20 protein-coding genes and 1 pseudogene are annotated in these 19069 nt (G+C 70.4%); 16 read left to right on the forward strand and 5 right to left on the reverse strand.

Going from position 1 to position 19069, the window contains the following annotated elements; translation table 11 throughout:
- The 3 genes from FB558_RS41865 to FB558_RS41875 all read right to left on the reverse strand — a co-directional run.
- A partial coding sequence (locus tag FB558_RS41865) for an ATP-binding protein (RefSeq protein ID WP_142065160.1) occupies window positions 1-384 on the reverse strand: 384 nt, incomplete at its 3' end.
- A gap of 72 nt (window positions 385-456) precedes the next feature.
- Complete coding sequence (locus FB558_RS45600; RefSeq protein WP_342787769.1) at window positions 457-975, reverse strand: STAS domain-containing protein; 519 nt, start codon at window positions 973-975, stop codon at window positions 457-459.
- A 67-nt stretch (window positions 976-1042) separates the two neighbouring features.
- On the reverse strand, window positions 1043-1336 hold the full coding sequence (locus tag FB558_RS41875) for a hypothetical protein (RefSeq protein WP_142065162.1): 294 nt from the start codon (window positions 1334-1336) through the stop codon (window positions 1043-1045).
- A gap of 158 nt (window positions 1337-1494) precedes the next feature.
- Between FB558_RS41875 and FB558_RS41880 the strand changes: the two genes are divergently transcribed.
- A complete protein-coding gene (locus FB558_RS41880) occupies window positions 1495-4509 on the forward strand; it encodes a Tn3 family transposase (RefSeq protein ID WP_142065164.1) in 3015 nt (1004 codons plus the stop codon).
- Window positions 4510-5125: 616 nt separating this feature from the next.
- On the opposite strand, the gene FB558_RS41885 is transcribed toward FB558_RS41880, so the two are convergent.
- Window positions 5126-6373, reverse strand: a complete 1248-nt coding sequence (locus tag FB558_RS41885) for an L-dopachrome tautomerase-related protein (RefSeq protein ID WP_246107149.1) — start codon at window positions 6371-6373, stop codon at window positions 5126-5128.
- Between the two features lie 344 nt (window positions 6374-6717).
- On the opposite strand from FB558_RS41885, the gene FB558_RS41890 reads away from it, so the two are divergent.
- The 11 genes and pseudogenes from FB558_RS41890 (at window position 6718) to FB558_RS43700 (ending at window position 13329) form a co-directional block, all read left to right on the forward strand.
- Window positions 6718-7287, forward strand: coding sequence for a type 1 glutamine amidotransferase domain-containing protein (locus FB558_RS41890; protein ID WP_142065167.1), 570 nt, complete (start codon window positions 6718-6720; stop codon window positions 7285-7287).
- Window positions 7288-7317: 30 nt separating this feature from the next.
- Window positions 7318-8457 carry a glutathione-independent formaldehyde dehydrogenase gene (locus FB558_RS41895; RefSeq protein ID WP_142065170.1) on the forward strand — a complete coding sequence of 380 codons (1140 nt, stop codon included), beginning with the start codon at window positions 7318-7320 and terminating at the stop codon, window positions 8455-8457.
- 40 nt (window positions 8458-8497) lie between these two features.
- Complete coding sequence (locus FB558_RS41900; protein ID WP_142065173.1) at window positions 8498-8911, forward strand: GlcG/HbpS family heme-binding protein; 414 nt, start codon at window positions 8498-8500, stop codon at window positions 8909-8911.
- 44 nt (window positions 8912-8955) lie between these two features.
- Window positions 8956-9876 carry an amidohydrolase family protein gene (locus FB558_RS41905; protein ID WP_142065176.1) on the forward strand — a complete coding sequence of 307 codons (921 nt, stop codon included), beginning with the start codon at window positions 8956-8958 and terminating at the stop codon, window positions 9874-9876.
- Between the two features lie 36 nt (window positions 9877-9912).
- Complete coding sequence (locus FB558_RS41910) at window positions 9913-10221, forward strand: putative quinol monooxygenase (protein WP_142065179.1); 309 nt, start codon at window positions 9913-9915, stop codon at window positions 10219-10221.
- Between the two features lie 69 nt (window positions 10222-10290).
- Window positions 10291-10539: a DUF2630 family protein gene (locus FB558_RS41915; protein ID WP_142065182.1), complete on the forward strand. Its 249-nt coding sequence runs from the start codon at window positions 10291-10293 to the stop codon at window positions 10537-10539.
- A gap of 639 nt (window positions 10540-11178) precedes the next feature.
- Window positions 11179-11664 (forward strand): hypothetical protein, encoded by a 486-nt coding sequence (locus FB558_RS41920; RefSeq protein WP_142065186.1) that lies wholly within the window; start codon window positions 11179-11181, stop codon window positions 11662-11664.
- Window positions 11665-11704: 40 nt separating this feature from the next.
- Complete coding sequence (locus FB558_RS41925; protein WP_142065189.1) at window positions 11705-11989, forward strand: zinc-binding alcohol dehydrogenase family protein; 285 nt, start codon at window positions 11705-11707, stop codon at window positions 11987-11989.
- A gap of 25 nt (window positions 11990-12014) precedes the next feature.
- Window positions 12015-12341: pseudogene (locus FB558_RS41930) on the forward strand (MFS transporter); the annotation flags it as partial.
- Window positions 12342-12468: 127 nt separating this feature from the next.
- Window positions 12469-13041, forward strand: coding sequence for a recombinase family protein (locus FB558_RS41935; protein ID WP_211367256.1), 573 nt, complete (start codon window positions 12469-12471; stop codon window positions 13039-13041).
- Window positions 13042-13182: 141 nt separating this feature from the next.
- Window positions 13183-13329: a hypothetical protein gene (locus FB558_RS43700; protein WP_170231815.1), complete on the forward strand. Its 147-nt coding sequence runs from the start codon at window positions 13183-13185 to the stop codon at window positions 13327-13329.
- A 130-nt stretch (window positions 13330-13459) separates the two neighbouring features.
- Here the strand turns inward: FB558_RS43700 and FB558_RS41940 are convergent, their stop codons facing one another.
- Window positions 13460-14764, reverse strand: coding sequence for a coiled-coil domain-containing protein (locus FB558_RS41940; RefSeq protein WP_142065194.1), 1305 nt, complete (start codon window positions 14762-14764; stop codon window positions 13460-13462).
- 161 nt (window positions 14765-14925) lie between these two features.
- Here FB558_RS41940 and FB558_RS41945 point away from each other — a divergent pair, with 161 nt between their 5' ends.
- The 4 genes from FB558_RS41945 to FB558_RS41960 all read left to right on the forward strand — a co-directional run bounded on the left by FB558_RS41945 (window position 14926) and on the right by FB558_RS41960 (window position 18254).
- Window positions 14926-15627, forward strand: coding sequence for a hypothetical protein (locus tag FB558_RS41945; RefSeq protein WP_142065196.1), 702 nt, complete (start codon window positions 14926-14928; stop codon window positions 15625-15627).
- Window positions 15628-16041: 414 nt separating this feature from the next.
- Window positions 16042-16752, forward strand: a complete 711-nt coding sequence (locus FB558_RS45075) for a ParA family protein (protein ID WP_246107150.1) — start codon at window positions 16042-16044, stop codon at window positions 16750-16752.
- Between the two features lies 1 nt (window position 16753).
- On the forward strand, window positions 16754-17674 hold the full coding sequence (locus FB558_RS41955; protein WP_142065198.1) for a ParB/RepB/Spo0J family partition protein: 921 nt from the start codon (window positions 16754-16756) through the stop codon (window positions 17672-17674).
- Between the two features lie 304 nt (window positions 17675-17978).
- Complete coding sequence (locus FB558_RS41960) at window positions 17979-18254, forward strand: hypothetical protein (protein ID WP_142065200.1); 276 nt, start codon at window positions 17979-17981, stop codon at window positions 18252-18254.
- Window positions 18255-19069: the final 815 nt, after the last annotated feature.

Consider the following 19069-nt stretch of genomic DNA (forward strand, 5'->3'; position numbering starts at 1 on the left):
GACGCTGTCGCCGTGGGTGATCAGCACCTGGTCCATGAGCCCGTTCATCAGCGTGAGGCCGTGGCCGTGGGGGCCGTGGCCGTCGGAAAGTTCGAGGATGGGCCGCCAATGGCCGTGATCGCTGATTCGGACTCGGGCTCGGCGCATGCCCGTACCCAGCAGCTCCACCTCGGCGGTCACCGTCACGGTCGCATCGTCGATGCCGGCTGGATACGCGTGTTCGATGGCGTTGGTCACGGCCTCGCTCACCCCGTAGGTGATGTCGTCGCCGGGCTGGTCGGGCCAGCTCTCCCGCTCGAGCCAGTGCCGAAGGTGCAGCCGAGCGGTGCGTGCTGCCACCGGGATGGCTGGCAGCAGCATGTGTAGCGGGCTGTTGCGGGTCACGCTCAATGTCTTGCCCGACTCCTTCGCCGCCGCTGAAGCGGCGTCGGGGGCCGCGTTACCCGTTGGTGAAGGTCAATCCACATCTGCGGCGCGGTCGAGCTCCTGCAGCGCGTCGTGCACGCTGGGGCTGCTGGTCAGCATCTTGTCCAGGCCGGTGATCTCAAGGGGGCGGGTGGCGTGTCGGTTGTCGGCGGTGACGAACCGGACTTTCAGCTCGCGGTCACCGGCGAACGCTTGGACCTCGAGCAACACCTTGAGCCCGGGTGACCCGAGGAAGGTCACGCCGGTCAGGTCCACCACCAGCAGCCGGCAGGGCTTCTTGGCCACGTATTCCACGATCGCCGGGAGCAGCTGCGGTGCGGTGAGCATGTCGACCTCACCGACCACCGATACCACCACCGCGTCCGTGGACGCGGCGCGACCCGTGACGATCAGCGCCTCACCGCCAGGACCGGGACGTTGACCGCTGCTCACGAGAAAGGACAGTAGCGTCGCTGCCCCCGAGCAGCGACCTGGTGATCGACACACCGCCCGGTGGACGGCGGCTCGAACCACCGAGCGAGCGCCATCGTCCGTGGCTAGGGCCGGCACCTGAGCTGACGGCCAGCGTGGTGGCTGCTATGAACAGCCCTCCGTCCCAGCTGGCGCTCGCAGGGGCCTACTGTGGTGGCCGACGGCCCCGCTCCTCCGCTGGAGATGCTGTCTCGTCCAAGGTGGCGATGGTGTCGCCGCGCTCCTCGAGCACGGCCTCTCGCAGCACCGCCGCGGTGCCGCTGATCAATCCCAATCCGCGCTCCAGCTCTTCGGCCGCGTGGCGCAGCTCGACCGGCACAAGGGACTCGGAGCGCCGACCTAGCCCGTCGAGTACGGCCACCGCGTCGGCGATCCGGGCGCGCGCGAGATCCGCTTGTCGGTAGGCGTCTCCAACGTGTTCGGCGGCGCCTGACAACACGGCTCGGTTCTCGTCTCGGACCCGCCGCCTCGGCGACCTCGAGGCTGGGGACGCGGCTGCTTCAGCTGCTCGGGGTTGCCGTAGCACCCGGGACAAATCGGGCGGATATGCCTGAGTAGGGTCCTGACCTCGACGTTCGGGGGCGGGAGGGTGGCCGGGTGGCCGGTGCGGTGTTCAGCGACGAGGAGCTGGAGGGGCTGCGGCGGTTCCCGGAGATCGGCCGGGAGGAGCTGTTTCGGTTCTTCCGGCTGACCCCGGCGGATGTGGCGTTCGTTGACCCTGGGCGGGGTCGGGGGCCGGCGGACCGGCTGGGGCTGGCAGTCGCCTTGTGCACCCTGCCGTGGCTGGGGTTCGTGCCCGACGACGTCGCCTCCGCACCGCGCGCGGCGGTGGCGCGGCTGGCCGAGCAGCTGGGCATCGACCCGGACGTGATCGGGTCCTACGGTCGGCGCGCGAAGACCCGCACGGACCATCAGCGACTGGCCGCGCAGTACCTGGGGTGGCGCCAGGCCGGTTCGCTGGAGCTCAAGGAACTCGACGAGTTCCTCCTGGCCCGGGCGATGGAACATGACTTGCCGAGCCTGTTGTTCCGGCTGGCGAGCGAGTATCTGATCTCGGCGAAGGTGATCCGGCCGGGGCCGGTCACGGTGGTCAAACGAGTCGCGCACGCCCGGGAGCTTGCCCGGCAGGAGACCTACGACCGGCTGGCTCACGCGTTGACCACCGAACGCTGTACCGCCCTCGACGACCTGCTGGCGGTCGACGCGGCGATCGGGACGACCCGGCTGCGCTGGTTGAACACCGGTCCGGTGGGGGCCTCCCCGGCCGCGGTGAAAGCCGAGGTCGCCAAGCTCGGGTTTCTGCGCGGGATGGGCGCGCACACCTTGGACTTGTCGAGCCTGCCGGCCGAGCGGCGCCGGTTCCTGGCCACGGTGGGCCGGCGGCTGACCGCCCAAGCCTTGCAGCGGCGTGAGCCGCAGCGCCGGTATCCGATCCTGCTCACGTTGGTGGCGCAGTCGGCCACCGGGGTCCTCGACGAGGTCGTCGCGCTGTTCGACCAGGCCGTGTCGGCGCGCGAGAGCAAGGCCGGTGACCGGATGCGCGACGCGCTGGCCGAGCGGGCCACCGCAGGGGAGGACCGGCAGGGGTTGTTGGACGCGATCCTGGCCATCGCCGCCGACCCAGCGGTCCCCGACGAGGAGGTCGGCGGGCTGGTCCGCGGCGAGCGGATCGGATGGCAGCGGCTACGCGCAGCACAAGCGACCGCGTTGCCGCCGCTGCCGCGCGATCACGGGCGCCTGGCCGCCCTGGACGCTTCGTACGGGTATCTGCGGCAGTTCACCCCGCAGGTGCTCGAGACTGTGGTCTTCGCCGGCGGCACCGCGGCCGGTGACTTGCTTGCGGCAGTGGGGCTGCTGCGCGAGCTCAACGCCACCGGCGCCCGCAAGGTCCCCGCCGCCGCACCGGTCGGGTTCGTGCCCACCCGCTGGCGCGGCTACCTGGACACCGCGGCCGCGTGCGGCAACACCAGCAGCTACCGCCACTACTGGGAGCTGTGCGTGCTGCTGGCGCTGCGCGATGGCCTGCGCTCGGGCGATGTGTGGGTGCCCGGGTCGCGCCGCTACGCCGATCCGGGCGCCTCCCTGCTGACCCCGGAGCAGTGGGACCAGCAGCGAGCCGAGTTCTGCCGGTTGGTGGGTAGACCCGCCGAGGCCACCGGCGGGCTGGCCGCGCTCGAGGACGAGCTGCACGCCGCCCTCGGCGAGCTCGAGGCCACCCTGGCCGACGGCGACGGTCCGGTCCGCCTCGACGACGCGGGCGAGCTGGTGATCTCCCCGCTGTCCGCGGAGGACATCCCGGCCGAGGCTGTGGCACTCAAGACCGAGCTGACCGAGATGCTGCCGTTCGCCCCGATCGTGTCGTTGCTGATCGAACTCGACCGCCGCACCGGGTTCCTGGACTGCTTCACCCACGCCGGCGGCAAGCAGACCCGAAGCGCGGAGCTCAAGCGCAACCTGATCGCGGTGCTCCTGAGCCATGCCACCAACCTGGGGCTGACCCGGATGGCCGATGCCTGCGGCATCAGCTACGACATCCTGGCCTGGGCCGAGGAGTGGTACGTGCGCGAGGAGACCCTGCGCGCGGCGAACCTGGCGCTGATCGGCTACCACCAGAACCTGCCGCTGACCCCGATCTTCGGCACCGGCACCCTGTCGTCCTCGGACGGACAGCGCTTCCCCACCCGCGGCAAGTCCACCACCGCCCGGCCGATGAACCGCTACTTCGCGCACGAAGGCCTCTCGACCTACAGCGCGGTCACCGACCAGCACACCACCTACGGCACCAAGGTCATCGTGGCGACCAAGCGGGAGGCGCACTACGTGCTCGACGAGATCCTCGGCAACGCCGCCGACGTCCCGATCACCGAGCACGCCACCGACACCCACGGGGTGACCTTGGTCAACTTCGGGTTATTCGATCTGCTCGGGCTGCAGCTCTCTCCACGCATCCGCGACCTCGGCAAGATCACTCTGTACCGGACCGGGTCGAAGTCCGACGCCGAGGCGGCGTTCCCGCACGCCGGGCCGCTGCTGACCCGCCGGGCGAACCTGGAGCTGGTGGCCGAACATTGGGATGATCTGCTCCGGCTGGCCGGCTCACTGAAGTTCGGGCACGCCACCGCCTCGCTGCTGGTCGGCAAACTCTCCGCGTCGGGCCGGCAGAACGCCCTGGCCGCGGCGCTCAAAGAATACGGGGCCCTCCGAAGAACGATCTTCGCCGCGCGCTACTTGTCCGACCCCTCGTACCGGCGCAAGATCGCCCGGCAGCTCAATAAGGGCGAGTCGCTGCACGCGCTCAAGCGCGACCTGCTCTACGCCCACGAAGGAGCCATCCGCGGCCGCCACCTCGAGGCGCAGACCGAACAAGCCTGGTGCCTGACCCTGGCCACCAATGCCGTCGTCACCTGGACGACCGAGTACTACGGCCTGGCATTGGACTCGCTGCGCCGCTCCGGACGCCGCGTCGACGACGAAGTCTTGGCCCACGTCTCCCCGGCGCACAGCGAGAACATCAACTTCTTCGGCGCCATCGAGGTCGACATCGACGCCGAGCTCGCACAGCTCGGCCCCACCGGCTATCGACCACTCCGGGCGCCCGACACCCTGTTCTGATTGGACGTTTCCGGCCGTCCCAGCTGACGATCGGCTAGCGGGACGGGCAGCGTGGCGCCGGGAATGTGGCGGCCGCGGCACGGCGGAAGCACATCGCGGTGGAACCCGAAGTCGGGTTGGGAGAGTGCTGCACTGTCGACCGCACCCCGGCCTCCAGCGCCCGTTGCAGCGTGAACACCGCCTGCGTGTGGATGGCGGGCATGGCGTCGAGGACGAGCTCGTCGTCGCCGAGGAGGACCTACCGTCCGACGTCGAGGAGCGGCTCGGGAACGCGCCAAGACGAGGCGCACCCTCGCCCCCTCGCCCGAAAGGGTGGTTATGGGAAGTCACTGACGCAGGCGTACCGCAGGCGTACCGCAGGGGTGCGCCGGGAGATGCTCACCGCCGCTCGGCAGGAGATCGTCCGGATGCGGGACGAGAGGGAGCTGGAGGACGAGGTGTTCCGGCAGGTGCAGCGCGAACTCCGACCTCAAGGAGACGACCCTCCTACGCGAGCTGACGCACGGTCACCGTGCGGCGAAGAAGGGAGATGCCCCGCCCGCGGCGCACAGCGTGACCGTGCCGACCGTGGAACGGTGCGGGGAGCGGGGAGAGACCCTCTGCGCGCGGCACCGGCTCAGCTGCCGGCGGCCGGTCGCAGCAGCACCGGTCCGGCGTCGATCGGGGTCCGGAACACGTGGTACGGCCGTTCGCGGAGATCCTGGCCGCCCTGGTAGGCGGCTTGGCGGTGCAGCTGGTTGGCGGTGACGTAGAGGTATCGGTCGGTGCCCACCGACAGGGTATCCGGGAACAACAACCGGGGATCGTGCACCACCGTCTCCCACTGTCCGTCCGCCAGCCGGCGCAGGATCGCGTTGTGCTCGTAGGCCGTGGCGTAGAGCGTGCCCGCATCGTCGGTCTCGAGGCCGTCCGACGCGCTGCCCTTGTCACCTTCGGCGATCACGGTGGCGGCCACCGCGTCGTCGTCGAGGGAGGGGTCCAGCAGCGCGTCGACCGAGACGCTCCAGAGCCGCCGGGAGGCGAACGGGCAGTAGTAGAGCCGCGCGCCGTCGGAGGAGATCGCGATGCCGTCGGAACCGAGCGCGACCGGACGGGGCGGCCCGTCCGTCGGGCGCACCATCCACGGGCGTCCCTCGATCACCGGGCGGAACGTGTCGAGGCCCTCGGGCTTGGTTGACGGGTGGTCGTGCAACCGCCGCAGGCTCCGCCCGGACGCCAGGTCGACCACGATGATCCCGTTCGCGCCGCCGTCGGAGGAGTCCGTGATGAACGCCGTGCCTGCCTCGCCGCGGCGCAGGTCGAACCGGATGTCGTTGAGGTAGGTGGCCTCGAGCGCCACCTCGCGCGGCGGGACGATCGTCTGTACCACGGTGTCGGTGGTCAGGTCGATGCACACCAGCTTCGGCCCGCCCACCTGCGTGCGCTGGAACTGCGGGCTGCCGGTGTCCAGCGCCCAGAGCCGGTCGAGCGGGTCCACCACCACGCTCTGCACCGACACCAGGGCCCGGTCGTCGGCGTCGTGGGCGGGATCGTTGGTCGCCTGGTCCGGATACGGCACGCACCCGCCGTCGCGGACCTCCATCACCGTTGCGGTGACGTCGTCGCCCCATTTCGGGAAGTTCACGAAGACCCTCCCGGTGTGCGACACCGTGACCCCGGTCGGCATCGGCCCTTCGAAGGTCGCGACGGTCTCCAGGGTGCCCAGCGGCTGATCGGCGGCGGCAGTGTTCATGGGAGCTCCTCGGCGGGCGCGCATGTGGACCAGTCGTATACCCGGATGGGCCGGCACCAATCCGTCACGGGTGCCAGGAGTGCAGAATCGGCGCAGCCACAGACTGGTTTCCTCCCTGGCGGCGACGCGCACGGGCACACCGTGGTTGCGGCCGCCCACCTATGTGGGTCTTCGCAGGGTGGCACCCCACAGTCCGCCCCCGGGAGAACGATCACCGATGACCATCGAGAGCAGTTGCACCTGCAATTGGTCGACGGGTTGCTCGGCGCCGCCGAGCGCGCTCCCGCCGGGCGCGCGGCGCATCCCACCGGCGCTGCCAGGCAAGGGCACGAGCAACCATGTGGGCCACCGCCCGCACCGCCCGCACCGCCCGCCGATCCGCGTTGACCGCCACCCGGCGGGCGGTTTCGTCCCGGTCTGACCGGGCAGGCCTTCCACTCTGGTTCTGGCCACACTACGAGGAGGCGCCGATTCCCATGGCAGATGAGCTGCGCGGCCGGCGGGTCGCGATCCTGGCCACCGACGGTGTCGAGCAGGTCGAACTCACCCAGCCCCGCCAGGCGGTCGAGCAGGCCGGGGCGCAGGTGACCCTGCTGTCGATCCACACCGGACAGATTCAGTCGATGAACGCCGACATCGACAAGGGCGACACCTTCACCGTCGACCGGTTGGTCTCCGACGTCTCCGGCGACGACTTCGACGCCCTGATCCTGCCCGGCGGCACGGTCAACCCCGACGGGCTGCGGGTCAACCCGGACGCGGTGGGTTTCGTGCGGGAGTTCGTGGGCTCCGGTAAGCCGGTCGGCTCGCTGTGTCACGGGCCGTGGACGTTGGTCGAGGCCGGCGTGGTCCGCGGCCGCACGTTAACCTCGTTCCCCAGCATCCGCACCGACATCCGCAACGCCGGCGGCAACGTCGTCGACCAGGAGGTCGTCACCGACCAGGGCCTGGTCACCAGCCGCGACCCCAACGACCTGCCCGCGTTCTGCTCCAAGATCGTCGAAGAGTTCGCCGAAGGCCGCCACCGCGCCCCCACCCAGACCTGAACCGAACCCCATCCGCCAGAGGAGAAGAACATGAAGGCACTGGTCTACAACGGCCCCCGCGACGTCAGCGTCTCCGAGGTTCCCGACGCGCGTATCGAGCGGCCCACCGACGTCCTGGTGAAGATCACGTCCACCAATATCTGCGGGTCGGACCTGCACATGTACGAAGGGCGCACCGACTTCGACAAGGGCCGCATCTTCGGCCACGAGAACCTCGGCGAGGTCATCGAGGTCGGCGACGGGATCGACAAGATCCGGGTCGGGGACATGGTGTCCGTCCCGTTCAACGTCTCCTGCGGGCACTGTCGCAACTGTGAGCACGGACTGACCAACTACTGCCTGACCGCGAACGTCGACGGTGTCGCCGGCGGCGCCTACGGGTTCGCCGACATGGGCGGCTGGGCCGGCGGCCAAGCCGAGTACCTGCGCATCCCGTGGGGCGACCTCCAGTGCCTGCGCCTGCCCGAGGACGCCAAGGAGAAGCAGAACGACTACACGATGCTCTCCGACATCCTGCCCACCGGCTGGCACGCGGTGGAGATGTCGGGTCTGGTTCCCGGCGAGACCATCGTGATCTACGGGGGCGGCCCGGTCGGTCTGATGGCCGCGCTGTCCGCGTCGGTGAAGGGCGCGGCGAAGGTGATGGTCGTCGACCGCCACCCCGACCGGCTGCGCCTGGCCGAGCAGATCGGAGCGATCCCGATCGACGACTCGAAGGGCTCCCCGGTCGACCAGGTCATGGAGCAGACAGGCGGCCGAGGTGCCGACCGCGGCGCCGAGTGCGTCGGCTACCAGGCCCACGACCCCCAAGGCAACGAGGACAACGCGCTGACCCTCAACAACCTGGTCGCCTCGGTGAAGTTCACCGGCGGCATCGGCACCGTCGGCGTGTTCGTCCCCCAGGACCCCGGCGCGCCGGACGAGTTGGCCCAGCAGGGCAAGGCCCGCTTCGACTTCGGCTCCTTCTGGTTCAAGGGCCAGCAGATGGGCTGCGGGCAGGCCCCGGTCAAACGCTACAACCGCCACCTGCGCGACCTCATCGCCGAAAACAAGATCACACCGTCCTGGATCGTGTCCCACAACCTGACCCTCGACCAGGCACCGGAGGCCTACCAGCACTTCGACGCCCGCGACGACGGCTGGACCAAGGTCGTGCTCAACCCCGCGTGAACAACCGGGTGCCGCGAGAAACGGACGGGGAAGGGGAACGATGAGACAGGTCGAGACAGTGACCCTCGACGATGCCCGCAGGGTGATCGCCGCGGGCGAGCAGAAGGCCCGCGAGATCGGGTCGCCGAGCAACGTGGCGGTGGTCGACACGGGCGGGAACCTGGTCGCACACATCCGGATGGACGACGCCTGGATGGGCAGCATCGACATTTCGATCAACAAGGCGTTCACCGCGCGGGCCTTCGACACCTCGACCGGTGACCTCGCGAAGAACTCCCAGCCCGGCGAGCAGTTCTACGGCATCAGCGACTCCAACCACGGCCGCGTGATGATCTTCGCCGGAGGTTTGCCGCTGCACGGGAGCAACGACAACGTCGTCGGCGGGGTCGGAGTCTCCGGGGGCACCGGCGAGCAGGACCAGATCGTCGTCGAGGCCGCCAAGGCCGCGTTCTGACCCCCGAGCCCGCCGACCGTCCCGGCCGTGCGCCAGGAGTGCCGATGACTCATCCCCCCGAGGCTCTGCCCGGCAGGCGGTTGGATGCCCACCACCACCTGTGGAGCGCCGCGCGGGTCGAGCGCGGCGACTACCACTGGATGCCCACCGACGGGCCGCTGCGCGGGGACCACCTGCCCGAGCACCTCGCCCCGGCCCTCGAGGCCACCGGGGTCGGCGGGACGATCGTGGTGCAGGCCGCACCCTCGGTGGAGGAGACCCGGTTCCTGCTCGAACTCGCCCACGCCACCGACTTCGTGCTCGGGGTGACCGGGTGGGTGGCCCTCGACCGGCCCGAGGACGCCGAGCTGCTGGCCGAGCTCGCCGCCGACGAGTATCTGCGGGCGGTGCGACCCATGATCCACGACCTGCCCGACCCGAACTGGGTCACCCGCCCGCAGGTGCACGCCAACCTCGAGCGGCTCCACGAGCTGGGGCTGCGGTTCGAAGCCCTCACCCGCACCGAGCACCTGCCCGCCGTCGATGCCGCGCTGGCGGCGGTCCCAGAGCTGCCGGCAGTGATCAACCACCTGTCCAAGCCCACCTACCGGCCGGACGCCGACGACCAGTGGCGGCAGTGGATGCTGCGGTTGGCCGAGCGGCCCCATACCTGGTGCAAGTTCTCCGGGATGCTCACCGAGGTCGGCCCCGGCTGGTCGCCGGCGCAGTTCCAGCCGTACGCGGACTTCCTGTTCGAAACCTTCGGCGCCGACCGCGTCATGTTCGGCAGCGACTGGCCGGTCTCCAGCCACCTCCTCGCCTACACCGACGTGGTCGCACTGACCGACCAGCTCGTCACCGAGGCGGGACTGTCGGCACCCGCCGAGGTCGACGCATTCTGGGCCCACACCGCCGAACGCTTCTACGGCGTGCGAGCGCCCGCCACCGCGACGCCGACTCGCTCACATCAACCGCTATCGTCCTGACAGCCCGCGCACAACGTCCTTCGAAGGAGATCGATCATGGCTGAACCAGTGACCGTGGGGCTTCTCGTGCGGATCGAGGCGCTACCCGGCCGAGAAGGCGACGTCGAGAACTTCCTGCAGCAGGGGCTCGGCATCGTGGAGCAGGAGCCCAACACGGTGCGGTGGTTCGCCATCCGCTTCGGGCCCTCGTCCTTCGGCATCTACGACGCCTTTCCCGACGACTCCGGTCGCCAGGCCCACCTCTCCGGCGACGTCGCCCAAGCCCTCGCCGACAACACCGGCACCCTGTTCGCCCAGCCCACCATCGAACCGGTCGACGTGATCGCAGAAAAGCCACCGATCTGATCACCGACCCGCGTGCCACGGCGCGGGTCGGACCGAGTAGAGAGTGCCGAGGCGGAAGGAGGCCCCGGGGTGACATCGGAGCAGGACCTGCTGGACCGGATCCAGCGCCTGGTCGAGGAGGAGAAGTCCCTGCGCGCCCGGCGTGGCGACGGCCGGCTGGGCCGTGACGCCGAAGCCGAACGCCTCGACGCGGTGGAGATCCAGCTCGACCAGTGCTGGGATCTGCTGCGGCAACGCCGCGCGTTGCAGGAGGTCGGCCGCAGTCCCGACCAGGCGGCGGCGCGCCCGGCCGGCGAGGTCGAGGGTTACCTGAGCTGACCGTGTATGGGGCGCGGGCACCGAGCCGTACCGAGCACCTGCCTCTGGTCGCGGCCCGGCTCTCCGGGATGAAGCCCGGCGAAACCAAAGTCGGCCTCAACCCCGCCCAGTCCGCCTGATCCCGGCGCGTCGCACTCCTCCGGGTCGCGAGCTGGCGGCAAAAACCGCGCCACCGGGCTGAGCACGTCCCGGTCCGGGTCGGTGGTGTCCTACGGCTGGGGGGTGTCCGGACCCGCGTCCCCGCAGACGCTCGCTGGTTGTAGCCGGACACCCGGCGCGGGATGTCCGGGTAGCGCTCGGCGATCAGAGCCGCGTGTGGTCGAGGACCGACCAGGCCGCCGTGGGCGAGCAGAACCGGTGGTCGGTCCGACCCAATACGACGAGATCCAGTGTGCGATTGCCGCAGAGATCGCCGCCGCCGGCCGGGCCGCCCGCGCGCCGGATCCAGTGCAGCGTGCGCCGCGATGTCGAGCGCGCGTCCGGCGTCCGGCGTGCGCGCGCCGGACAGGACGTCGTGCCACGGGCCCGTCTCGGGATGCGCTCCCGCCCGACCCGCGCTACGACGAGTGGATCACCGACGTCGCGCTGCCGTCGGGGATGGGGAAGACCCGAGCCCGGCCGTGCGTTGCACCGTGCGAGATGTCTGACCCCATTACCTGCATCGAATGCGGGGGCCCGTTGCTCGAGGAGCGGGTGGAGCTCGGCTACCGGTACTGCACGCGGCCCGAGTGCCAGGCCCCGCACCACCGCGGAACGGTGGTCACCGCGATCGGGAACAACAAGAGCGCCGACACGCTGATCGTGGCCGACCCCGAGGAGATCGCCCGCCGCGGTGAGGCCGGCGAGTTCGCGCGCAAGGACACCGGGGTGGGGCTCGACTACCGCTCCGGCGGTGCGGTCTCCCGGTCCCGCCCGACCCGTCGACCCGGACCCGCCGGCGGGCACGCGCTCGCTCCTGTACCGAGCCCGCGGTGGAGCGCCGACCAGGACAAGGTCGTGCGCCTCTACCACGACATGGGGCTGATCCCATCACAGATCGTCGAGCGGGCACGGCGGAACAACCCCCGCCTGGGACTCACCGAGCGGCGGGTGGTGCAGATCCTCTCGGCGCCGCCGCGGAGGTAGACCTGCGTTTGTCCGGCCCCGTAGCGGGCAGCCGCCCGGCATGGAGGCAGCCGTTCTGCACGAGCCCGGCACGACGCCCCGGTTCGGGACCTACGACGATCCGGTCGCCCACGACGAGAACGAGGCCGTCGTCGAGGTGACCGCGGCGGGCCTTAACCCGGTGGACCTGATCGTCGCGGCGGGCCGGTCCGCCGAGGCGCTGCGCCTGGTCCCGGGACTGGAGGGCGTCGGCTGGCACCAGCGCAGGCGGGTCTATTTCGCCGGGGCCCGGGAGCCGTTCGGGTCCATGGCCGAGCGGACGATCGTCGCGCACACCGCGGGGTGATGAGCCTCCCGGACGACGCGGGGTGATGAGCCTCCCGGACGACCTGGACGACGGCACGGCCGCGTCGCTGGGCTGCGGGCTCGCCCCGGACGGCGGCGCCCTGACCGGGTTCCGGCTGCTCCAGGGTGTCGGCGGCGCGCTGCTGATGCCCGGCAGCCTCGCCCTGATCGACGCGTCCATCCGCCGCGAGGACCGCGGCCGGGCGATCGGGATCTGGGCCGGGCTGTCCGGCGTGACCTCCGCCCTCGGCCCGTTCGTCGGCGGATGGCTGGTGCGCGCCGTGTCCTGGCGCTGGGTGTTTCTGATCAACATCCCGCTGGCCGCGGTCGCCGTCGTCGTCGCACAACCAAGGTTCTGCGACACGAACGATGAGACAACACGCGGACCACGCTCTTCCAGGTCGTCGTGTCGCAGAAGTTGGTACAAAAGTCGGCGACTGAGCAGGGATGAACACGCCGACTTCTGCGACAATTCTGGCCATGTCGATCGTCGGCTACGCCCGAGTCAGCACCGACCACCAGTCGCTCGACCAACAACGCGACGCGCTCACCGTCGCCGGTTGCGAGCGACTGTTCACCGATCAGCTCTCCGGCGGCGTGGGCGATAACCGCCCCGGGCTCGCCGCGCTGCTGGACTACGTCCGCGCCGGCGACACCGTGGTCGTGGTCGCCCTCGATCGACTCGGTCGAAGCCTGTCGGGGATCATCCGGACCGTCGAAACCCTCACCGAGGCCGGAGTGCTGTTGCGCTCGCTGCGCGAAGGGATCGACTACTCGACCGCCACCGGCCGGATGCTCGCCGGGATCTTCGCCGCCCTCGCTGCCTACGAACGCGAGCTCATGCACGAACGCGCCGCCGCCGCCCGCGCCGCCGCGCGGGCGCGTGGCCGTCACACCGGCCGCCCGCCCAAGCTCACCCCGGCACAGACCCGCCAGATCCGCTCGCTCCGCGAACGCGGTGAGTCGATCTCCGACCTCGTCGCCGGCTACGGCGTCTCCCGGGCCACCATCTACCGCGCCCTCAACACCGCCACCGAACCAGCACCTGCCTGACGCCGGCTGCCCGGATCCCGCGCGATCGGGCCATATCCGCCCGATCTGTCCCGAGTACTACGGCGACCCCTGCTCGGTCGGCGCGGAGTTCGACGAGTCGGTCGGCGGCTGCTTGGTCGCCGCTGCACGTGACGATCGCCGGTGCCGGCGCGGCGGGCTGGGGAGGTCAGCGTCACCCCGTGCCGGATGGACGCGCTCGCCGAGGGCGACCTGTTCGTCGGCCCGGACTACTTCACCCACCCCCGGGCCGACCGTGTACGAGGTGACCACCAGCTGCGCGCAGCATGAGCACGGGTGGCTGGAGGTCCGCGACCTCATCATGACCGACGCCCAGGCTGGCGGTCCTCGGTGTCGCTCATCAGGACGGGGGGTCCTCCGCCGGTCGTCGGTGCGGATGTCGCGCTGCTGTCGCCCGGTGCTACTCGGTGGTCTTGCCCCGCCCGCGCCGCGAGGTCGACGGCGCGCGGGTCCCGGTGGTCCCGCTCTGCTCGGCGTCGGGGGCGGTGCTGAACCGGGACAGGACGGCGGCGAGCTGGTCACGGGCCTCCTGGCGCAGCGCGGCCCGCTCCTCGGCGGCTTCCCGGCGGACCTGGGCGAGCTCGGCGCGCAGCTGCTCGGCCGCGTTCCGGTCGTCGCCGGCGCGCCGCTCGGCGGCCGCCGCGTCGGCTTCGGCACGGGTGCGCGCGGTGGCCGCCTCGCTCGCCTCCTGCCGCGCGGCAGCGATCTGCGTGGCGGCGTCCCTGCGGGCGGTCTCGGCGGCCTGCTCCGCGGCGGTGGCGCGTTCCTCGGCGGCGGTGACCCGCTCGTCGGCGGCCGCGGTGATCTCGGCTCGGGCCTGCTCGACCTCGGCCCGTGCGGCCTGCGCGCGTTCGGCGAGCACCCGGTCCCGCTCGGCCTCGATCTCCTGGCGGTGCTGCTCCGCGGCCGCTCGCGCTGAGGTGACCTGCTCGCCGGCCTCGGCGCGTACCCGCTCCAGCTCCTCACGTGCAGCGGTCTCGTCGGCCACGGCCTGCTCCGCGCGCGCGGTCTGCTCGGCGACCCGGGCGTCGGTCTCGGCGGTGATCCGGGCGATCGTCTCGGCGGTCTCGGCGTGCACCGTCTCGACCTCGCGCAGGGCCTGCTCGGCGGCGTCGTCGGCCTGGGCGCGCTGCTCGGCTTCCTGTTCGGCGCGGCGGCGCTGCTCGCGGGCGTCCCGCTCGGCGGCGGCCTGCGCGCTCTGGGCCTCGGCCAGCCGCACCCCGGTCTCGCGCTGCACCTGCTCGACCTCGTACGCCGCGGCCTCCGGGTCCGCGACCGTGCGCGCCACCTCGCCGGCCCGCTCCAGGATCGCCCCGAGCTGTGCCTGCTGGTCGGCCAGCACCCGCTGGGTCTGCCCGGCGGTCTCCTCGAACCGCGCGAGCAGCGCCCCGAACGACGCGCGCCCATCGGTCACCGGCCGCTCCGGCACCGCCGACTCCTGCTCGTCGCCACCCATACCCGGGCCTACCGGCGGCCCGCCGGCCGCGGCCAGCTGGAGCGCGCGCCGCGCGGCGAACGCCTTGGCGCGGTTGTGCCCGGGCAGGTCGCAGTACCGCGACGGCGCCCCCGGCCCGCCCGAGCGCTCGATCGGCCGCCCGCAGGTCTGCCCGCCCGGCCCGACCGGGAACTGGCACCCGCCCGCGCCGCCGTTCGCGTCTGCGTCCGCCCGGCCCGCAGGCCTGGTGCCGTGCTGCTCGTCTGCCATGCGTCCATCATACCGTTTCGTTTCGTTCTGTCAATATGTTTTGTTCATATCGTTAATGACGTAACGTAACAGAACGGTATTCGCGCGGCCGCTCGAACTCGGCCCTCCACGGCGGCGAGTTGTGCGACGCTCGGGCTCGTGGCGCGGGCGGGTCGGCGGCGGTGAGCAGGCTTGATACGGCGCTGAGCGTCGTCCGGACGGTGTTCACCGCCCGGCTGGCGCCGGTGCTGCTGCTCGTGTTCGTCGTGGTGTGGCCGCTGGCCGGCTTCCCGCGGTGGCCCCTGGTCCTGGTGCTCGGGCTGGCCGTCGTGCTGCGCGTGCTCGGGTTCGGCTACCTGCTCGCCGGCAAGCGCGGACCTGTGCTGCTCGTGGCGCTGCTGCTGGTCACCACCCTCGGGGCGTGGTCGCCGTGGCTGGCGGTGACCGCCCTCGGCGCGGGGATCGCGGTGGCCGGCGCGTTCCGGCTGCCGCGCTGGCAGCTGCTCGCGGTCGGGATGGTGCTGTTCCTGTGCGCCGGCGCCGGCTGGGTCACCGAGACCGTGATCGCCGCGCAACAGCGGGCCGCGAGCTACGAGCAGACCCGCGAGCACAACCGCGCGCAGATCCTGCCGCGCTCACCCCCGGCAAGTCCTGGGCGCGGTGATGGAGACCGTCGCCGACGGCGACGCCTCGGCCGCGTGCTCGCTGTTCACCGCACCAGCGGAGGTGCAGCTGGCGGCCGCGTTCGACGCCCCGGACTGCGCGGCCGCGGTACTCGCCAGGAACGAGCGCGTCACTTAACGGCCTGGCCCCTCGCGGCTGCTCGGAGACGATGTGCGCAGGCGCACGAGCGTGGATTCACTTCCTCCCGTGCCGCCGATTAACCGCGGTTAATCGGCGGCATCGTTTGACGAGGCCTGGCGGCCCGAGTGCAGCGTGTTGCAGCGAGGGACCAGGTCTCCTACTTCCACGTGTCCTCGCGCCAGCGCCGCAGCCACGTGCTCCGGTCACGTCGAGCTTCCGGGCCAGGCGGCCTCAGCTTGAGGCCGCCTGGCGGCCAGACGTCGCCGATCCGGATACCTGACGGGCGCACGCGGACGACGAGGGGTGACTCTCTCCATTCGGCTCCCGATTAACCGCGGTTAATCGGGGCGACGTTGCGGTGAGCCTGACCCTCCGCGGTGATCGCGCCCTCTACTATCGGCTGCGTCCGAAGTACCGGGCCTCGCCCGGGAAGCACACGGAGTGGAGTATCAGTGCCTACACAGGTGCATGTCGTTGCCAACCAGAAGGGCGGCGTGGGCAAGACGACCCTCGCCATGAACCTTGCAGCCGTCACGTACGACGTCCTCGTGAATCCTGAGCCGCTCTTGCGGGCGACCGCAGAGGCGGTTGGGGATCCAGACAGCCCTGTCATGGTGGCGTCAACCGACCCGCAGGCATCGTCGGTGTGGTGGTCGCGCAGGGTCGAGCGAGAGGGCGGTCTACCTTTCGATTTCACACAGATCGAGGATCCAGCTGACCTACGTAAGCTGCGGAAACTGGGTAAGAGCCACATCTTCGTCGATACGCCCGGCAGCCTCGAGGACGAGCGAATCCTCGTTGCAGCTCTGGACGAGTGCGACGACGTACTCGTTCCGATGCTGCCGGAGCCACTCGCGTACGACCCGTCTGCACGCACCATCCAGCAGGTCATCGGGCCACGCGGCATCCCGTTCAGGGTCGTGGTCAATGGGTGGGACCCCCGCGACGGCGTTTCGGACCTTCAACAGACGGCGCAGTACATCCGCAAGATGGGGTGGCCGATGTGCAACTCGGTCGTTCGGCGCTACAAGGTTCACACGAGGGCGAGCGCGAACGGCCTGGTCGTGACCCAGTACCCGAAGAACCGGGTGGCGATGGAGGCCCGCGAGGACTTCTTCCGGCTCGCGCTTGAGCTCGGGTACGGAGGCGCCGGTTCGTCGGTCGCGTCGCAGCCGCACGATGCGGTCTTGTCAGCGGAGGTGTGACGTGGCTGGCAAGCGCATCAATCTCGCCGAACTCGCCGACGACCCGCTGGAGGAAGCCCGGGTTCCCTCCTTCGTGGAGACGGCGCCCCGTTCGGCGCGCGTCGAGCAAGTCGCTGCGAACCCGAAGAACACCAGGGATGTGCACGGCCATCCCGAGAAGATCGCTAACATCGCGGAATCGATCCGGCTCCACGGTCAGCTGCAGCCATGCACGGTCGTCACCCGCGATGCCTTCCTCGCGATCTTCCCCGATCACACCGACGACGTGGGTCAGGCCGCCTTTGTGCAGGTGACGGGCGGACGCCGGCGAGCGGCCGTCCTTGAGCTCGGCCTCTCGACGATCGATATCACGGTCAAGAACGCGCTCGCGGAGTCTCGAGCAAAGTTCATCTCGGCAACGGCCGCGGAGAACATCGATCGCGAGGACTACGACTTGATCGAGGAAGCGCGCGCCGTGCAGCTCCTCGTCCAGGAGTGTGGGACCGGCAAGGGTGCGGCCGAGCAGTTGGCTCGCACACCACCCTGGGTGACGCAGCGTCTCAACCTTCTGAAGCTGGAGCCAGAGCTGCATGCGGCGTTGCGGGCAGCCGAGATTCCGTTGCGCGAGGTGCGAGATCTGCACAAGCGAAGTCGAGACCAACAGCTTGCAGCGTTGAGTGCGTGGCAGAGGCTGGTGGAGTCACGCCAACAGGTCGATGGGAAACGGTGGCGGGGGTATGAGGAGGAGGAGTCCGACCTTGCCGCTGGAAACGGCTCAGTAGCCGGTTCAGCAGAGAAGACCGCTGCGTCGCGACGCTCCCCGGTCGCGGCGGCGATCATCCGGTTGGGCGGCACGCCAGCGAAGATCGCGCAGACACTACGCGCCGAGCTGTCACCTGAGGACCGACAGACGCTTGCCGAGGAGCTCATGCGCGAGTCTTGAACCCAGTGCCGACCGTGCTCGCGGATGTCACGAGCACGGTCGGCGGGATGCGGGTTGACGTGTTCCCGATCGATGCTGATGGTTCGGCGGACCGTGTTAAGGGATGGCACAAGCCGGAAAGTCATGTCCCTCCTCGCGAAAGTTCTCTGGGGTGGCATTCGCGTGAAGCACCGGAGCGGCGTGTCGCGAGGGCGTCGAGGTGCGCCTGGATCGCGGCGCGGGCGGCTCGGGCGGTGCCGCTGGTGTTGGCCGCCGCATAGCCCGCACTCGTCGCACCGCCAGCAGCAGGAGGCGAGGTTGCGGGGTGACGATCGTCGACATCGTGACGGTGGCCGACCAGGTGCGCGGGAAGCTCTTGGGCCCGATCTCGCCAGGGGGCGAGTCGGTAGCCGAGGACGGCGAGCGGTTGATGCACGCCCCGCATCGCGTCACCGCGATGCCGGTCGGGCGCGTCAGGGTGGTGATCGATGGCGTAGACGAGTCCACGCGGACTCCACCCGGCGTCCCACCACGGGCGGAGCAACCGGACCGCCCGCCAAAGCGGGATCTTCGCTCGACCGGATACCCCCCCGCGGTCTAGGCCTAGGCGTGTGAACAGGCACTTTGTAGCGGAAATGCGTTCAGGAGCGGTCTTGGGGACCCGCCAGACTGGCCATGGTTGAGGGGCTGGATTTGAGGGGTCTAGCCGATTTTGCGTCAAGGGCTTGTTAGACCAACCCAAACAAGGGGAGGGGTCGCCATGTTGATCGGAATGGCTGCTGACCTGGTGATCCTCGCGCTGGAGGGCCGGCTCGGCCGACAGCTCTGAGGCCTTGAGCGGGGTTGTTGTTGTGAGCGCGTAGGTGGGGGTGCGGCCATGGGGAGTGCCAAGAAATTGCGCGCTTGCGCCGGGTTCGACGACAACGACGAGTCCCTGTTCGCGGGCCCAAGCAAGCACGCGGGAGACGGTGCGTGTAGCGCGTGCGCCGGCAGCGCCCAGGCGTTCAAGGGTGAGTGCCGTGATGAGCCCGGTCTCCCAGTCCATGCAGCACACGAGCTGGTGGAGGATCGCGGTCCATGCGGCGGCGCGGTCGGATCGCCAGTTCTGCTTCGCGACGAGGTCAGTGATGACGCGGATCGCTGTGGCCTGGTCCTTGATGATGGTCCAACCCGGCTCGAGGAAGTGTCGCCATCCGGGGTGTGGTTGATAGCGACCCGAGCGCAGCCGATCCGCGGCTCGCGCTCTCCCATAGGAAAGGCGCCTCTTCGTCGCACGTGCTGCGGAGATCGCCGTGCCGCGTTGGGTTGTTCGGGCTTGCCGTGGTCGCGGGTCTCGGGGGGCGGGCGAGCGCGCGGCGCGGCCGCGGGGACTTCGAGAGCCTGCACGCAGCCCAGCGCGCAGTGGGGGTGGTGATG

Source organism: Pseudonocardia kunmingensis (assembly GCF_006716445.1).
Classification (GTDB): domain Bacteria; phylum Actinomycetota; class Actinomycetes; order Mycobacteriales; family Pseudonocardiaceae; genus Pseudonocardia; species Pseudonocardia kunmingensis.

What these genes read in the sequence shown, in the direction of transcription:
- FB558_RS41890 (WP_142065167.1), top strand. Translation starts at nt 6,718, where the DNA reads ATGGCAGATGAGCTGCGCGGCCGGCGGGTCGCGATCCTGGCCACCGAC.
- FB558_RS41895 (WP_142065170.1), top strand. Translation starts at nt 7,318, where the DNA reads ATGAAGGCACTGGTCTACAACGGCCCCCGCGACGTCAGCGTCTCCGAG.
- FB558_RS41900 (WP_142065173.1), top strand. Translation starts at nt 8,498, where the DNA reads ATGAGACAGGTCGAGACAGTGACCCTCGACGATGCCCGCAGGGTGATC.
- FB558_RS41905 (WP_142065176.1), top strand. Translation starts at nt 8,956, where the DNA reads ATGACTCATCCCCCCGAGGCTCTGCCCGGCAGGCGGTTGGATGCCCAC.
- FB558_RS41910 (WP_142065179.1), top strand. Translation starts at nt 9,913, where the DNA reads ATGGCTGAACCAGTGACCGTGGGGCTTCTCGTGCGGATCGAGGCGCTA.
- FB558_RS41920 (WP_142065186.1), top strand. Translation starts at nt 11,179, where the DNA reads ATGTCTGACCCCATTACCTGCATCGAATGCGGGGGCCCGTTGCTCGAG.
- FB558_RS41925 (WP_142065189.1), top strand. Translation starts at nt 11,705, where the DNA reads ATGGAGGCAGCCGTTCTGCACGAGCCCGGCACGACGCCCCGGTTCGGG.
- FB558_RS41935 (WP_211367256.1), top strand. Translation starts at nt 12,469, where the DNA reads ATGTCGATCGTCGGCTACGCCCGAGTCAGCACCGACCACCAGTCGCTC.
- FB558_RS41940 (WP_142065194.1), bottom strand. Translation starts at nt 14,764, where the DNA reads ATGGCAGACGAGCAGCACGGCACCAGGCCTGCGGGCCGGGCGGACGCA.